The sequence below is a fragment of the Stenotrophomonas sp. STEN022 genome (genome assembly GCF_056760155.1).
Map to the genome: position 1 here is coordinate 22,369 of NZ_JBRREG010000040.1, position 14,894 is coordinate 37,262.

Annotated in this window: 15 protein-coding genes; 1 reads left to right on the forward strand and 14 read right to left on the reverse strand. The window is 65.1% G+C overall.

Annotated features, from left to right (window positions below; translation table 11 throughout):
• Nucleotide 1: 1 nt before the first annotated feature.
• From ACVOMF_RS10305 to ACVOMF_RS10360, 12 genes are read right to left on the reverse strand one after another with little or no spacing between them, the layout of a single operon-like run.
• Entirely contained in the window at nucleotides 2-2,374 is a 2,373-nt protein-coding gene (locus ACVOMF_RS10305) for an MMPL family transporter (RefSeq protein WP_481509196.1), read from the reverse strand.
• Nucleotides 2,346-2,978 (reverse strand): outer membrane lipoprotein carrier protein LolA, encoded by a 633-nt coding sequence (locus ACVOMF_RS10310; protein WP_481509197.1) that lies wholly within the window; start codon nucleotides 2,976-2,978, stop codon nucleotides 2,346-2,348. The genes ACVOMF_RS10305 and ACVOMF_RS10310 overlap by 29 nt, the downstream gene beginning before the upstream one ends.
• Nucleotides 2,975-3,397, reverse strand: coding sequence for an acyl-CoA thioesterase (locus tag ACVOMF_RS10315; protein ID WP_481509198.1), 423 nt, complete (start codon nucleotides 3,395-3,397; stop codon nucleotides 2,975-2,977). The genes ACVOMF_RS10310 and ACVOMF_RS10315 overlap by 4 nt, the downstream gene beginning before the upstream one ends.
• A complete protein-coding gene (locus tag ACVOMF_RS10320; RefSeq protein ID WP_481509199.1) occupies nucleotides 3,384-4,934 on the reverse strand; it encodes an HAL/PAL/TAL family ammonia-lyase in 1,551 nt (516 codons plus the stop codon). The genes ACVOMF_RS10315 and ACVOMF_RS10320 overlap by 14 nt, the downstream gene beginning before the upstream one ends.
• The gene (locus tag ACVOMF_RS10325; protein ID WP_481509209.1) at nucleotides 4,924-5,865 is read right to left on the reverse strand and encodes an LpxL/LpxP family acyltransferase; all 942 of its coding nucleotides are present in this window, start codon (nucleotides 5,863-5,865) and stop codon (nucleotides 4,924-4,926) included. The genes ACVOMF_RS10320 and ACVOMF_RS10325 overlap by 11 nt, the downstream gene beginning before the upstream one ends.
• The gene (locus ACVOMF_RS10330) at nucleotides 5,862-6,629 is read right to left on the reverse strand and encodes a glycosyltransferase family 2 protein (RefSeq protein ID WP_481509200.1); all 768 of its coding nucleotides are present in this window, start codon (nucleotides 6,627-6,629) and stop codon (nucleotides 5,862-5,864) included. Before ACVOMF_RS10330 ends, ACVOMF_RS10325 begins: the two co-directional genes overlap by 4 nt.
• Nucleotides 6,622-8,304 carry an ApeI family dehydratase gene (locus ACVOMF_RS10335; RefSeq protein WP_481509201.1) on the reverse strand — a complete coding sequence of 561 codons (1,683 nt, stop codon included), beginning with the start codon at nucleotides 8,302-8,304 and terminating at the stop codon, nucleotides 6,622-6,624. Before ACVOMF_RS10335 ends, ACVOMF_RS10330 begins: the two co-directional genes overlap by 8 nt.
• Nucleotides 8,297-8,848 carry a COG4648 family protein gene (locus ACVOMF_RS10340; RefSeq protein WP_481509202.1) on the reverse strand — a complete coding sequence of 184 codons (552 nt, stop codon included), beginning with the start codon at nucleotides 8,846-8,848 and terminating at the stop codon, nucleotides 8,297-8,299. Before ACVOMF_RS10340 ends, ACVOMF_RS10335 begins: the two co-directional genes overlap by 8 nt.
• Before the next feature lie 21 nt (nucleotides 8,849-8,869).
• On the reverse strand, nucleotides 8,870-9,127 hold the full coding sequence (locus ACVOMF_RS10345) for an acyl carrier protein (protein ID WP_481509203.1): 258 nt from the start codon (nucleotides 9,125-9,127) through the stop codon (nucleotides 8,870-8,872).
• 17 nt (nucleotides 9,128-9,144) lie between these two features.
• A complete protein-coding gene (locus ACVOMF_RS10350; protein WP_282271712.1) occupies nucleotides 9,145-9,402 on the reverse strand; it encodes a phosphopantetheine-binding protein in 258 nt (85 codons plus the stop codon).
• On the reverse strand, nucleotides 9,389-10,189 hold the full coding sequence (locus ACVOMF_RS10355) for a lysophospholipid acyltransferase family protein (protein ID WP_481509204.1): 801 nt from the start codon (nucleotides 10,187-10,189) through the stop codon (nucleotides 9,389-9,391). Before ACVOMF_RS10355 ends, ACVOMF_RS10350 begins: the two co-directional genes overlap by 14 nt.
• On the reverse strand, nucleotides 10,182-10,916 hold the full coding sequence (locus ACVOMF_RS10360) for a beta-ketoacyl synthase chain length factor (RefSeq protein ID WP_481509205.1): 735 nt from the start codon (nucleotides 10,914-10,916) through the stop codon (nucleotides 10,182-10,184). The genes ACVOMF_RS10355 and ACVOMF_RS10360 overlap by 8 nt, the downstream gene beginning before the upstream one ends.
• Before the next feature lie 181 nt (nucleotides 10,917-11,097).
• Here ACVOMF_RS10360 and ACVOMF_RS10365 point away from each other — a divergent pair, with 181 nt between their 5' ends.
• A complete protein-coding gene (locus ACVOMF_RS10365; RefSeq protein WP_481509206.1) occupies nucleotides 11,098-12,102 on the forward strand; it encodes a chorismate transformation FkbO/Hyg5 family protein in 1,005 nt (334 codons plus the stop codon).
• Between the two features lie 55 nt (nucleotides 12,103-12,157).
• On the opposite strand, the gene cydB is transcribed toward ACVOMF_RS10365, so the two are convergent.
• Nucleotides 12,158-13,171 (reverse strand): cytochrome d ubiquinol oxidase subunit II, encoded by a 1,014-nt coding sequence (cydB, locus tag ACVOMF_RS10370; RefSeq protein WP_481509207.1) that lies wholly within the window; start codon nucleotides 13,169-13,171, stop codon nucleotides 12,158-12,160.
• A gap of 1 nt (nucleotide 13,172) precedes the next feature.
• The gene (locus tag ACVOMF_RS10375; RefSeq protein WP_481509208.1) at nucleotides 13,173-14,567 is read right to left on the reverse strand and encodes a cytochrome ubiquinol oxidase subunit I; all 1,395 of its coding nucleotides are present in this window, start codon (nucleotides 14,565-14,567) and stop codon (nucleotides 13,173-13,175) included.
• Nucleotides 14,568-14,894 lie beyond the last annotated feature (327 nt).

Here is a 14,894-nt window from a genome sequence, read left to right on the forward strand (position 1 = left end):
ATCAATCTTCCGCCACTGCATGCGGCGGCGGCCGGAACAACGGCGAGATCAGCCAGACCAGGCCGATGCCGAACAACAGGGTCAAACCGAATGCGCGCAACGCCGGCGTCGCCGACAAGCCCAGCAGGCCGAATGACAGCCAGGTACTGGCCGCGCCCACGCACACCGCCAACCACGCACTGGCATCGCCGCGGTGCTCGACCAGGAAAATGCCGTAGTCGATGCCCATGCCCAGCAGCAACATCAGTGCCAGCATGTTGAACAGCTGCAGCGGCTGCCCGAACAGACCCAGCAGGCCCAGGGTCAACACGCCCGCCAACAAGGTCGGCGCGAATACTCGCCACGCGTTGCGCTTGTAGCGCAGCAGCAACGCGCCGAACACCAGCGCGATACCGACCAGCAACATGCCGCCCATCAGCTTGCGGTAGTGGCCAAGCAGGCGTGAGAAGTCTGCTGTGCGATCGACCCAGCGCACGCCCTCCAGACCCTTGGCGGCATCGCCCAGGGTGGTCAGCGCATCGGCACGCGACAGGTCATCCACCATCACCACGCTGGCCACCTGTTCACCCAACTGGCCAACCCACAGGTGACGGAACGGCTGCGATGCCGGCGAGGCCAGGAAGGCTTCGGCGGTCAATGGTGCCGACGAGAATGCAGGCCGCGCCAAAGGCTCGCCAACCGCCTCCGAGACCATCGCCAGCACCTGCGGTTCGGCAGCACCGGTCAGCGCCGCATCCGTCTGCTGGCGTGCCGGCGACGGCAGCCAATCGCTGATCGCACGGTAGCCGCCGATTTTCCCGGCATCAGCCAATGCGCGCAGCTTTGCGGTCAGCGCTTCCTCGCGCTGCAGCAGCTGCGCCGCGTCGGCACCCTGCACCAGATAGAACTGGGCCGGGCTGGGCATGCCCAGCAGCTGACTGAGGCGGATCTGCTCGGCCATCAGCTGTGGCGGCGACGACTGCAGGCTGCGCAGGTCATCGTCGGTCTGCAGGCGTGCGATGCCGATGCCCGACAACAGCAGCACCGCAATCGTCACCAGCAGCATCTGCCGGCCGCTGTGCAGGCGCGGCCAGCGCTCCAACGTGTTGCCCAGCCACTGCGAGAAACGGGTGGGCGCGATCTGGCCACCGTCCAGGTACGGGAACCAGAAGATCACCGTGGCAAACGCTGCTGCCAGCCCCACCACCGAGAACACCGCCATCTGCCGCAGGCCGGGGAACGGCGCCAGCCCCAATGCCACATAGGCCAGCGCGCTGGTCAGCAAGGCCAGACACAAGCCGGGCAGCAGATGCCGCAGCAGCTTCCAACGCCGTTCGGCCGGTTCGGCCTGGCGCGAGGCAAACCAGTGGATGCCGTAGTCCTCGGCCACGCCCACCAGCGATGCACCGAACACCAGCGTCAGTACATGCACCTTGCCGAACACCAGCACGGTGACCGCCAAGGCCACGCCGCAGCCGATCAGCAGGGAAGCAGCGACCAGCAGGATCGGCCGCAACGAGCGGAACGCCAGCCACACCAGCAGCAACACCGCGGCCAGCGATCCCCAGCCAATGGTGTTGATCTCGCGGTTGGCCTGTGATGCCGCGGCTTCGGCATGCAAGGGCACGCCGGCATGCAGGATTTCCAGGTCCGGTGCCGCGCCGCGTGCGGCGTTGCCGGCGCGCTTCAGCAGTGCATCAAGATGGCGCTCGCCGTCGAGCTGGAAGGCCGAATCACGGGTTTCAAACTGCAGCACGGCCCAATGCCGGCCTTCGGCTTCGAGCAGGCCGTCCTCGCCCAGCTGCAGGCCGGAGCCACGCGCCTGCTGCTGCCACCACTGCGGCCACAGCGACAGCGGGTCCTGCCGCCACTCGGTCAGGCGCGGCGCGCCCATCGGCCCGTACAGGCTGGCCAATGCCTGCTCGCCCAGCAACGCCGGATCGGCCTGCTGCAATTGCTGGCGTTGCTCGGCGGTGAGCAGGCGGTCGCGCCAAGGTGCGTAGAAGTCGCGCGCCTGCTCGAACCAACCCTCAATCGAGCCGCTGGGCTGCAGCAGGCCACTGTCGGCGTCATTGGCCATACTGCCGGCGAATGCGTCCTGTGCGCGCTTGGTCGCTTCACTGTCCGCGCTACCCAGCAACACCACCACCTGCCGCGCACTGCCATCGGCGATGCGGCGGGTGACGTCGGACAACAGGCGGTCGTGCGCATCCTGCGGCAGCAAGGCCAGGATGTCGGTGTCAATGCGCGACTGCGAGCTCCACAGCTGCCATTGCTGCACGCCCAGGCCAATCAGCAACAGCAGCCAGGCCAGGCCCAACCAATGCCACCAACGCCGCAGGCGCCCGGATGCTGCCACGTGCGGTTCAGTCAAAACGGCGTGCCTCGTCGGCACTGAGCGTGGCCGGCGCCTCGGTCAAAGCGCTGAACTGGATCAGGGTGCGGTCCTGGTTGGCCTCGATGATCTCCACCTGGCGCACATAACGGTCACCCCGCAACGACAACGACTGGAAGGCCTTGGCCAACATCGACGACTTCGGCGTCAACTGCAGCCGCCAGCCCTGGCCTTCGCGCTGCGCCTTGATGTTGAACTGGCTGGACAAGGCCTGCACATCGCCACTCATCAGCGCGAACATGATCGCGTTGACCGAGCGCATTGCCGGCTGCTGACGCGCATCCAGTTCCACCCGGTTGGTCCCATCACGCTGACGGCTGAGGATGCGATCTGCAGTAACCACGACTTCCGACGGGAACGGGCGCTGCGTGGTCCAGATCACGCCGTGCTGCCGCGCCACCACGAACTGCCCCTGCGAGCGCAGCGGATTCTTGAAGCCGCTGACCTGCTTGTCCTGGGTGAACTGGCCACGCAGCACATCCGGACGCGCCACCGACTGGGTGATCGCGTCCACCGCCGCATCGGCGGCATGGCTGATCGGCGCCAGCACCAGCAGCAGTGCGCACAAGGCAACACGCGGATATGCAAACAGACGCCTGATCATGGTGCCGGCACTCCCAGTCGCTCCCACAATACCGGCGGGCTTTGGTACAGCATTTCCTTGCTGGCGGCGTCCACTGCCACCTGGATGGTGTGGGCGCGGGTCAGCAGCTGCCCATCAGCGGCATCATGGATCTGATAGTCGATCTTCAAGCGGTTCTCCCACTCGCTGATCTGCGCACGCACCCGCAAGGCCTGCTGGTACAGCAGCGGACGGATGTATTTGACCCGCGCATCCACCACCGGCCATAGATAGCCCGATTCCAGCATCTGCGGGTAGTCGTAGTCGTAGCGCTGCAACAACGCACAGCGCGCGATCTCGAAATACTTGAAGTAATTGCCGTGCCAGACCACATGCATTGGATCGCAATCATGGAAGGCCGGTGACAGCTCGATCTCGGCTACAAGCTCAACGGTCGACATACAACTCCCAACGCTGCGCGCGGATCTCCTCCAGCAGTTTCCGCAGTTCGCCATCCAGCGCGCGGTCTTCTTCGACCAGGGCGATGCGTTGCCCGAGGTCGCCGTACATATCGGCCAGACTGCCATGCAGCTGCGCGTTCATGCCAACCCTTTCACGCAGGGCCAGGCCCTGGCGAGCTGCGATCAGCATCGCCGCCACCACCTGTTCAGCCAGCTCGATCACGCGCAGGCAGTCGCGCGCGGCGATGGTGCCCATGCTGACCTTGTCCTGGTTATGGCATTCGGTGGAACGCGAGAACACCGAGGCCGGCATGGTCTGCTTGAGCGCTTCGGCGGTCCAGGCCGAGACGCTGATCTGCAGCGCCTTCAGGCCGTGGTTGATGGCCGCACGCGGGCCGGTGGCGGCCGACAGATTGGCCGGCAGGCCGTGGTTGTAGCGTGCATCCACCAGCAGCGCGAGCTGCCGGTCGAGCAGGTCGGCGAGATTGGCGACGGTGTTCTTCAGCGTGTCCATCGCCAGCGCGATGTGGCCGCCGTAGAAGTGGCCACCGTGCAGGATGCGTTCGCCTTCGGCGTCGATCAGCGGATTGTCATTGGCGCTGTTCAGCTCGGTTTCGATCAGCTGGCGCAGGAATGGCAGCGTGTCTTCCAGCACGCCGATCACGTGCGGTGCGCAACGCAGCGAGTAGCGATCCTGCAGGCGCTCGGCATTGCGCGGCGGGCGTTCGCTGTGCAGGTCCTCGCGCAGGCGCGCGGCGATGCGCATCTGCCCCGGATGCGGCTTGGCGGCAAACAGGGTTTCATCGAAGTGATGCGCGTTGCCGTCACTGGCCAACACATTGAACGCGGTCAGCCGCGTGGCCAGGCGCGACAGGTAGTCGGCACGCTGCCAGGCCAGGCAGGCCAGACCGGTCATCACCGCAGTGCCGTTCATGATCGCCAGACCTTCCTTGGGGCGCAGCCGCAAAGGCGTCATGCCGATATCCGCCAAGGCGTCCGCCGCGCTCTGCACGCGTCCCTGGTAGAACACCTCGCGCTCACCGCACAGCACCGCCGCCACATACGACAGCGGGGTCAGGTCACCACTTGCGCCGACCGAGCCCTCGGCCGGAATCATCGGCAGCACGTCGTGCTGCAGCAGGCTGGTCAGCCCTTCCAGCAGCGGCAGGCTGACGCCGGACATGCCACGTACCAGCGAGGCAAGCCGCGCAGCCAACACCGCGCGCGTCTCAACCGGGTCCAGATAACGGCCCAGGCCACAGCCGTGATAGGTGTACAGATGGTGCGGCAATTCGGCGACCAGTGCCGGCGGAATATTGACCGTGCAGGAATCGCCGTAACCGGTGGTCACGCCGTAGACGACGCCGTCCTCGCGCAGCAGGCGATCAAGAAAGTCCGCCCCCTGCTGGATGCGACCACGGAAACCGGCCTCGTCACTGAGCAGCGCGGCGCGCTTGCGCTGCGCCAGCGCGACCACGTCTTCGATGGTCAACGGTGCGTCGCCGAAGCGGCACGCGGGAGCTTGCTTATTCTGCATGGGGGGCTTGGTCCCAGAAGGGGAAGAAGTTGAACCAGTCCATCGGCGACTGGATGAGTTGCCGCTCCAGCCAACAGGCAAATGCCTGCGCCTGGCCGGCCAGCGCCGCATCACGCGAGCCACGCGGCAACACGATGCGATCACTGAAATGTTCAAACACCACGCGGTAGCCCTGCCCCTGGTGCAGGCAGGCCATGGTGTATACAGGGCAGCCCAGCGCGGCGGCCAGTGCATAGGCACCGATCGGGAACGGCGCGCGGTGGCCGAGGAAATCCGCCATCACCGTGCGCCCGCCCTGCACCGGCACGCGATCACCAACGATGGCGACAAAGCCGCCCTCGGCGACACGGCGGCTCAGTTCCAGTGCGGTGTCCGGGCCCATCGAAGTCACCTGCATCAACTCCACCTGCGCCAGCGGATCCAGCCGCTGCAGCAAACGGTTGAAGCGTTGCGCGTGCGCGGTATGCACCAGCACGGTGATGCGGAAGCCGGGCACCTGCTCGGCCAATACCTGGCACAGTTCCAGGCAACCGATATGCGCGGTGAGCAGCAGGCCACCTTCGCGGCGGGCGATCCTGTCCAGCATCAGGTCGCGCTGCAGCTCGATGCGCTCGGCCGGGTAACGACCGCCCAGGCCAAGCATCTTGTCCAGCAAGGTATCGGCGAAGCAGAAAAAATGGCGGAGACTGTCACGCCGACGCGGTGCCCGTCCAAGCGCGCCGGTATGCGCCTGCAGCCGCTGCAGATACTGCAACGACGCACGCCGCCCTACCCCATTGCCCAGCCAGTGACACAGCACCACCGGCCAGACGCAGAGACGGAACGGCCAGCGCCCGAACCAACGATGCACCCAGCACAGGAACAACACGCCGGCCACCGAGGTGGACTCGCCGATATCAGCCCAATGCGGCGCGTTGTTGGCGGCCATTATTGCGCCCCCTGCAGCCGCCGCCAAAGCAGGCGCGGGCTGCGCCGCACCATGCCGAAGAACAGCCGCGTATGCATGCGGCTGATGCGCAGGTTGTCGCGCCACACATCGAAGTGCGACACGCCGTCGCTGGGATAGGTAACACGCGTAGGCAGATGGATCACCGGCAGCTGCCGCCAGAACAGGCGCACCAGGATCTCGCTGTCAAAGTCCATGCGCCTGCCGATGGTTTCCTCGGCGGCAAGCCGTACTACCGGCGGCAACGGGTAAACCCGGAAGCCGCACATCGAATCGCGCAGGTGCAACGACAAGGTATTGATCCATACCCACACATGGGTGAGGTAGCGTCCGTACAGGCGCGCCTTGGGCACGCTCTCGTCATACACCGGTACGCCGCAGATCACTGCCTTCGGCTGTGTCTGCGACAAGGCCACGAAGCGCGGCAGGTCGCCGGTGTCGTGCTGCCCATCCGCATCGATCTGCACCACGTGGCTGTAGCCCAACCGCGCCGCCTCGGCAAAGCCGGCCAACATGGCACCGCCCTTGCCTTGATTCTGCGCCAGGCGCAGCAGATCCACGTCGGCCTGCTCAGCCAGGCCACGCAGTACCTGCGCACAGGCCGGGTGCGAACCATCATCCACCAGCAGACACGGCAGGCCGGCAGCACGCACGCCGTCGACTACCGCGGCTATCGCCTGCTCGTGGTCGTATACGGGAATCACCACCAGCGCCGCGAAGGCGTCCTCGGCCTGCAGTGCATCACGCATCGGCAAATACCACCTTGCCGCTGGCATGCACGCCATGCTCGGAGCTGTAGCGGAAGGCCAGCACGCCGCGTGCGGCGTCCCAGTCCAACTGCAGCGACAGCAGCTGTCCCGGCCGCGCTACATGTTGGAACTTGACCGCATCCATACGCTCGAAGCGCGGTGGCATGTTGAATACCTGTCGGCCATAGCGGATGGCCCAATCCAACTGAGCAACCCCGGGCAGAATCCGCGCCTGCGGAAAGTGTCCTTCGAACACCCGCAATGCGGGGTCCAACGCCAGCTCGGCAACTGCAGTGCTGGGTGAGCGCTCAAGCCAACGCGGCGTCGGCATCAGCGGCTGGAACAGTGCGGCCAAGGCAGCATGGGTAACCTTGCCCTGTGCATTGAGCGGCAAGGCATTGAGCAAACGCCAACGGCGCGGGCGTGTCACCGCATCATGGCTGCGCGCCAATACCGCTGCCAGATGCTGCTGGAATGCACGACGGGCGGCATCGTCGGCAGCAACCAGCGCCGCATCCGTCGGCACCACCACCGCTGCAAGTTGCTCGCGTGCACCCGGCAGTACCAGTACCCGCGCATCCTCGACCTGCGGATCGGCGCGCAGCGCGCGCTCCAGTGCATCCAGCGATACCCGCCGCTCTTCGATCTTGACGATGCGGTCGGCACGGCCGAGCAGGCGGAAGCGGCCTTCGGCCAAGGCTTCGACGCGATCCTGGGTCTGCCACCAATCCGTCGTCGGCAGATGCGCCGAAGCCACCATCAGGCAGCCATCCTCGATCCGCCACTGCACGCCCGGCAGCGGCTGCCAGGTCGGCGCCGCATCGTGCCAACGACGCCAGGCGACGCCGCCGGTCTCGCTGCTGCCATAGACCTCGGTCGGCGCCACGCCCAACAACTGCCGCACCTGCGGCGCTGCATCGGCCGGCAACGGGCCGCCGGAGGAAAACACGGCGCGCAGCCGCCCGTGCAGCGCGGCCCAATCCAATTGCTCGGGCAGTCGCTTCAGGTGTGCAGGCGTTGCCACCAGCACGCTGTCAGCAGCACCCAGCACCTTGATCAGGTCTTCATGGAAGAAACGGCGCGGCTGGATTGCGCGTCCTGCAGCCAGTGGCCACAGCACCCGGAACAACAGCCCGTAGATATGCTGATGCGAGACCGTGCCGTGAACCTGGGCACCTTCCAGCTCGGCGCCAAAAGCGGCCTGCAAGGCGTCCACTTCGCGCGCCAGCTGATCCAGCCGCTTGCTGATCGCGCTGGGCTCGCCGGTGCTGCCGGAGGTGAATACCACCAGCTCGCAGGCACGTTCATCCAGGGGTTCCAATGCAAGGTCGGCAGGCGCAGCCACTGCGGCCAACGGCGCATGCGCCGGATCGACGTCACCGGCAAAGCCACTTACCCGCGACTGCAGTTCAGCGAGGCTGGCCGGCAGGTTGTCGGCGGCCAGAAACACGCGCTTGCCGGCATGCCAGGCACCAAACAAGGCTGCCGCGAACGGCAGCGCCTCATCAAAGTACAGCGCCCAATCGCGGCCGGGCGCGGCTGCAAATGCCTGCTGCCACGCCATTACCTGCTGACGGAATGCAGCGTGGAAAACCGCCACGCCCTCGCACACGCCGACACAACGCGCCGGCTGCGGCTGCAGCAGCAACCGGTCCAGAGCGATCCACTCAGACATGGGCGTGTGCGGCCTTCACTCGCCGCCGTACCAGCCACTCACCTGCAAACAACACAGCCATCATCACGTACGCCAACAATCCGTTGTACAGCGCCCAGGTCCGGTCCGACGCCCAAAGCGCGGTTGCCAGGGCCAGGCCCCCGTTGAGAACAAAAAAACCGCACCAGACCTGGGTCACCTTGCGGGTATAGGCCACCGCAAAGGGCGGCAGGTCCGGCTCCTGCAACCTTGCCAAGCGCTCCACCACCGGTGGCCCAAACCGCAGGCTGGTAGCAAACACCAGCAACATCACCACGTTGACCAGCAACGGGTAAAGCTTCAATGGCAGCGCCTGGTTGAGCAGAGTGGTCAACAACGCCAGCACACCGGCACCTGCAGCGGCCACCATCCACAGCGGCTGGCGGCTGGTCAACGCCCGCAGCAAGGCCAGCGCAAACAACAGCAAGGCCATCCAGCGGGGCTCGAAGCGCCCCATCGCCAGATACACCAGCAACGGATAGGCAACCGTCAACAGGCCAAAGGCGAGCGCGCGGAACCGCGTCATGCCAGGCCCCTGCCGGTCCGGTCAGGCGGCAGCTTGATCGGGCAACAGGCCATGCACGACGTCAACCACGTCCTGCACGGTGCGCACGGTCTTGAAGGCCTCCGGCTGCAGATTGCGGCCCAGCAACGGCTTGAGCTGCACGATCAGATCCACCGCATCGATGCTGTCGATGTCCAGGTCTTCGTACAGGCGTGCCTCAGGCTTGATCCGCTCCGGCGCAATCTCAAAACTGTCGTTGAGAATGCGAACGATATGGTCGAACAATTCATTCTTGGTCATGGCAATTCCTGGCCCGGTTACGACTGACGGGCAGCGACAAACTCGCTGAGCGCGCGCACGCTGGAAAAATGGCGGCGGGTCTCTTCCGAGTCAGCCGACAGGCTGACCCCATACTTTTTCTGCAGTGCCAGACCGAGCTCCAGTGCATCGATGGAGTCCAGGCCCAGTCCTTCAACGAACAGCGGCGCGGCGGAATCGATGTCCTCCGGCGCGATGTCTTCCAGTGACAGCGATGAAATGATCAATTCCTTGATCTCGTGCTCAAGTGCCTGCACGGTTCGGATCTCCAGCAAGATCGAAATAATGGGTGAGGTGGTCGGTAAAGCGACGCGCGGCCAACGCATCCCCCTTTGACGTGGGGGTATCGACCAGGAACGGGTGGATCTGAATATCTTCACCCACCTCGATTCGAACGTGGAAACGCCGCGGCGGCACAAGATACCATTTCTGCCCCTTACCAAGGGTTGCCGGGCTGCAGCGGATGTGCACCGGAGTGACGTCCAGGCCACCCCTGACCGCGATATTTGCCGCCCCGCGCTGCAGCCGCAATGGCTGGCCAGGCACGCTGCGGGTGCCTTCAGGGAAGATCACCAGACTGCCGCCGGCCTGCACCGCAGCAATGCAATCCTCTACCAGCCCGGCGCCGTCATCATTGGATATATAGCCAGCCGCACGCACCGGCCCGCGCATGAACGGGTTGATGGCCACTGCGCGTTTGACCACGCAATCAGCATTGGGCAGCAGCGACACCAGGAACACCACATCGATCAGGGTCGGGTGGTTGGCCAGCACCAGCAAGCCCCGTCGTTGCAGGCGCTCAGCGCCAACGATCTCGTAGGTCAGCACGCCGAACCGACGCATCAGCCCGATATGCCCGGCAAAGCTGAGTTGCACCAAGCGCCGGGCAATCCGGCGCCGGCGCCGCTCGTCGCGGATCAGCAGCAGCGCTGGCATCACCAGACCACCCAGCAGCAAACCGCCAATGCCGAAGGCAGCAAAACTGAGCCCGGTGGCGAACACCCGCCAGGCGTGATTGAGCAGAGCGCGCCCAGCCTCAGCCATGCCGCGTCCAGATCCAGTCTTGCCCATCAACGGTATTGATCATGGCGCCATCTTCCGACAACAGGAATCCAAGCGCCGCCAAACCACGCGGCAACAGTGGCCTCTCGGGCAACGCCTCGGCAGCCCGCCAGGCCAGACTGAGCCGGGTGCCGGGCTGATCGGCCCGGCGCAGCCGCCAGCACCAGGCAAAGCCGGCATCGGGCTCATCCGCAAAACCCGCATACAGGGCAGGCAACGGCGCCTCGTAGACAATCACCCGCACTTCCGGCGCACCGTCTGCGAGCAGGCCATACGCCTCCACGCAGGCTGCCTCCACCGTCGCCGCCCCGGCCGCAAGCGCCAGATAGTTGCTGCGGCTGCCACGCATGATCGAATACAGCGCTGCAACCGCGTTATGCACGGACAGACCAAACGCGGTCGGCGACATCGGCTCCTGCCCCACCAGCGACTGCAGCAGCGCCAGCGAGCGCGCCACATCGCCGTGGCGGGAGGCAAACACCAGCGGAACGTCGGATTCGCCCTCGGCCTGCTCACACCAGCAAGCCGCCTGGATCGCCATCCGCCCAAGCCGCTCGATACGCCGCCGCTGCATCGCCGGCACCTCCAACAACGCTGGCGCAGCCTCGCCCTGCGGCAGCCAAGGCTGCTCAGCCCAGGCCCGCCATTGCTCCGGCGTCGTCAGGTCCGGCGCCCACGCCGACCAACCGGCCACTGAGAATTCGATCATTGCCACCACTGCAATCCAACTACATGAAGCGTGAAGCCCAGCTTGACTGAGCGGCGCATTCCCCCGAATACGCCGCGACACCGGCAAAAACGGCGTCTGCTGGGACCGTGAAGCGTGGCAAGCTATCATGACGCCCGGCCATTGGCAGCAGATTCACGGTATGGGCAACAGCAACCTCCTCATGCAGCAAGCTACCGCTGCCCAGCCCGGCACCCCGCATTCAGCGTTTCGCGCCAGTTATCTACCTGCACAACAGGCCGCGGCAGCGTTGGCCGACCCCTGCACCCTGGCGGTATTCGGATTCACCCCCGGGTCGGCACCGCACGACGCGCCGCATTGGCTGCGGGTGCCATTGGCCATCCAGGGCGACGACCGGATCGAGGTCTGGCAAGGCGATAGCGCCGCTGAACACGGCAACAGCGGCGCGGTGCAATGGTCACGCAACGCCGAGCTGCTGTTCACGTCCATCGAGGTCGCCGAAGTCGACGGCGATATCGAGGCCGCGACGGCCACGGCCTATGCCGCACTGAGCGAATTCCTGTCGCACAGTGGCTATCCGTCGTTGCTGCGCACCTGGAATTACCTTGACGCCATCACCGAAGGCGATGACGACAACGAGCGCTACCGCCGCTTCTGCCTGGGCCGCGTGCGCGGCCTGCAGGTGGTGAATGACGCAGCAATGCCCGCCGCCACCTGCATCGGCTGTTTTGACGGCCGCCGTCGGGTGCAGGTGTATTGCCTGTCCGCTCGCCAGCCAGGCACGCCGCTGGAAAACCCGCGTCAGGTCAGCGCCTATGCCTATCCGCGCCAATACGGCCCGCAGTCACCCAGCTTTGCACGTGCGATGCTGCCGCCACTTACGACCGGTCTGCCGCTACTGCAATCAGGTACCGCCGCCATCGTCGGCCACCGCTCGCAACACCACGGCTCGGTGGCAATGCAGCTGGACGAAACCCTGACCAACCTGCAGAGCCTGATCGATCATGCGCGCCAACAGAGGCCAGAACTCGCACCCCACCTGGGCGAGCAATCGCTGCTCAAGGTATACGTGCGCAATCCGCAGGACGCGGCTGAGGTAAGCCTGCAACTGCAGCAGCGCGGCCTGGCCGAATCCGGCTTCATCGTGTTGCACGGCGAAGTCTGCCGGGCCGAATTGCTGGTGGAAATCGAAGGCCTGCACGGCTGAGAAGCGTTCCACTACGCCCGGCCCGGCACAGCGGCCGGGCCAGATCAACTCGGTTTCAGTGATAGCCGGTTTCGGCCGTTACCTTGCCGCGGAAAACGCGGTACGACCACACCGTATAGCCAAGGATCACCGGCAGCAGCAGCACCAGCCCGACCATGCTGAAACCCAGCGACGACGCCGGCGCAGCGGCCTGCCACAGGGTCAGGTGCGGCGGCAGCAGGTAGGGCCACATGCCCAGCACCAGGCCGACGAAGCCGAGCACGAACAGCGCCAGGGTCAGCAGGAACGGCGGCAGGTCGCGCCGTGGATGCATGGCGCTGCGCCACAGCGCCACCGCCACGGCGAGGGTAAGCAGCGGCACCGGCGACAGCCACCAGAAGTTGCCGTCGCTGAACCAGCGCTCCATCACCCGCGACTGCAGGAACGGCAGCCAGGTGCTGACCAGGCCCATGAACACGATCACCGCAACCATCAATGGCCGCGTCAGCGAGCGCGCCAGCGCCTGTTCACGGCCCTCGGTCTTGAGGATCAACCAGGTGCTGCCGAGCAGCGCATAGCCGGTGACCACCGCGACGCCGGTCAGCATCGAGAACGGGCTGAACCAGCCGAACGCACCGCCGCTGTAGTGCCCGTCCTGCATCGGCAAGCCCTGCACCAAAGCGCCAAGGATCACACCCTGCGCGAACGCCGCCAACAACGAGCCCATCGCAAACGACACACTCCACAGCGCACGCGAGCGATGTGCCTTGAAGCGGAACTCGAAGGCCACGCCACGGAATACCAGGCCCATCACCAGCAACAGCACCGGCAGATACAAGCCCGACAGCAGCACCGCATAGGCCTTGGGAAACGCCGCCATCAGCCCGGCACCGCCGAGCACCAGCCAGGTTTCGTTGCCATCCCAGATCGGCGCGGCGGTATTCATCATCACGTCGAGCTGCTGCTCGTCCTCGGCAAACGGCGCAAGGATGCCGATGCCGAGCACGAAGCCATCCAGCACCACGTACATCAGCACGCCGAAGCCAATCACTGCGAACCATGCCACCGGCAGCCAGGTTGTCATCTCCATGTCAGCGCTCCTCCAGTGGTTCGTTGACGCCGGACAGCGGCCGCGCCGGGGTATGCATGCCGTCATCGCGCGGCGGCAGATCATGCGGCTTGGGCCCACTGCGCATGATCTTGACCAGATACCAGATGCCCCAGCCGAACACGAACAGATAGCCGATCACGTACACCACCAACGACAACACCGTCATCCACACGCTCTGCGTACCGACTGCATCAGCGGTGCGCAGCACGCCATACACTACCCACGGCTGGCGGCCCATTTCGGTGACGAACCAACCGGCCACCAGCGCGACGAAGCCGCTGGGCAACATCCAGTTCCAGCCGCGCAGCAGCCACTTCGATTCCAGCAGGCGTCCACGCCACAATTGGAAGGCCGAGATCCACGCAACCAACAGCATCAACGAACCAATCCCGACCATGATGCGGAACGCGTAGAACACCGGCACCACCGGCGGCCGCTCGCTGGCCGGCACCGAGGTCAGCGGCGCGAACGTACCGTCCGTGCTGTGGGTCAGGATCACGCTGCCGAGCTTGGGGATGGCGATTTCGTAATCGTTGCGCTCTTCCTTTTCATTGGGCACCGCGAACACCACCAGCGGCACGCCTTCGCCGGGCTTGCTTTCATGCCAGTGCGCCTCCATCGCCGCGATCTTCATCGGCTGATGCTCCAGCGTGTTCAAACCGTGCATGTCGCCGACGAATATCTGCACCGGCACCGTCAGCGCGGCGAATGCGACGGCGGCAACCAGCATTTTGCGGCCCGCCTCCACGTGCACGCCGCGGCGCAGATACCAGGCACCGACACCGCCGATGACAAAGCACGTGGTGATGAACGAACCCAGCGCCATATGCGCCAGGCGATACGGAAATGAGGGGTTGAACACCACCTGCCACCAATCCTGCGGATGCACGATGCCATCGACCAGGGTGTAGCCAGCCGGGGTGTGCAGCCAACTGTTGGAAGACAGTATCCAGAAGGTGGAAAACAGCGTGCCCAACGCCACCATGCAGGTGGAGAAGAAGTGCAGGCGCGGCGAGACTTTTTCCCAGCCGAACAGCATCACGCCGAGGAAACTCGCCTCCAGGAAGAACGCGGTCAGCACCTCGTAGGTCAGCAACGGCCCGATCACCGTGCCGGCCACTTCGCTCAGCCGCGGCCAGTTGGTGCCGAACTGGAAGGCCATGACGATGCCGCTGACCACGCCCATGCCGAAGGACACGGCGAAGATCTTTTGCCAGAAGAAGAACAACTCGCGCCAGACCGGATTGCGGGTGCGCAGCCAACGCCATTCGACGAAGGCCAACCAGCTGGCCGTGCCGATGGTGAAGGCAGGGAACAGCACATGAAAACTGACGACGAATCCGAATTGGATCCGGGACAACAGCAGCGCTTCCACGGGCGCTTCTCCGCAACTCTTTAATTGGGGCGATTCTGGTCCTGTATTGGTTAAGAACGGATGTGACCGGATGTCGCAGTGCGTCAAAAAGTCGCAGCAGCTGTAGCTCCCTCCCTTTGGCGAAGCCAAGGGGAGGGTTGGGGAGGGGTCGGCTTTACCCCCTCCCTTTTGTCGAAGACAAAGGGGAGGGCTGGGGAGGGGGCAGCTCTTGGCTGCTCTTGCTAGAGCCGAGATCCTATGTTCGTGGTCAAGCCTGCTGGAAGCAGGCTTGACCCACTTTCAGCATGGCCGGGTCAAAGTCCCGGCCGCTCTTGAAGACGCCCCAAG

Excerpts from the sequence above, each read along its gene's own strand:
- ACVOMF_RS10310 (WP_481509197.1), bottom strand. The coding sequence starts at position 2,978 with ATGATCAGGCGTCTGTTTGCATATCCGCGTGTTGCCTTGTGCGCACTG.
- ACVOMF_RS10315 (WP_481509198.1), bottom strand. The coding sequence starts at position 3,397 with ATGTCGACCGTTGAGCTTGTAGCCGAGATCGAGCTGTCACCGGCCTTC.
- ACVOMF_RS10320 (WP_481509199.1), bottom strand. The coding sequence starts at position 4,934 with ATGCAGAATAAGCAAGCTCCCGCGTGCCGCTTCGGCGACGCACCGTTG.
- ACVOMF_RS10330 (WP_481509200.1), bottom strand. The coding sequence starts at position 6,629 with ATGCGTGATGCACTGCAGGCCGAGGACGCCTTCGCGGCGCTGGTGGTG.
- ACVOMF_RS10335 (WP_481509201.1), bottom strand. The coding sequence starts at position 8,304 with ATGTCTGAGTGGATCGCTCTGGACCGGTTGCTGCTGCAGCCGCAGCCG.
- ACVOMF_RS10340 (WP_481509202.1), bottom strand. The coding sequence starts at position 8,848 with ATGACGCGGTTCCGCGCGCTCGCCTTTGGCCTGTTGACGGTTGCCTAT.
- ACVOMF_RS10345 (WP_481509203.1), bottom strand. The coding sequence starts at position 9,127 with ATGACCAAGAATGAATTGTTCGACCATATCGTTCGCATTCTCAACGAC.
- ACVOMF_RS10355 (WP_481509204.1), bottom strand. The coding sequence starts at position 10,189 with ATGGCTGAGGCTGGGCGCGCTCTGCTCAATCACGCCTGGCGGGTGTTC.
- ACVOMF_RS10360 (WP_481509205.1), bottom strand. The coding sequence starts at position 10,916 with ATGATCGAATTCTCAGTGGCCGGTTGGTCGGCGTGGGCGCCGGACCTG.
- ACVOMF_RS10365 (WP_481509206.1), top strand. The coding sequence starts at position 11,098 with ATGCAGCAAGCTACCGCTGCCCAGCCCGGCACCCCGCATTCAGCGTTT.
- cydB (WP_481509207.1), bottom strand. The coding sequence starts at position 13,171 with ATGGAGATGACAACCTGGCTGCCGGTGGCATGGTTCGCAGTGATTGGC.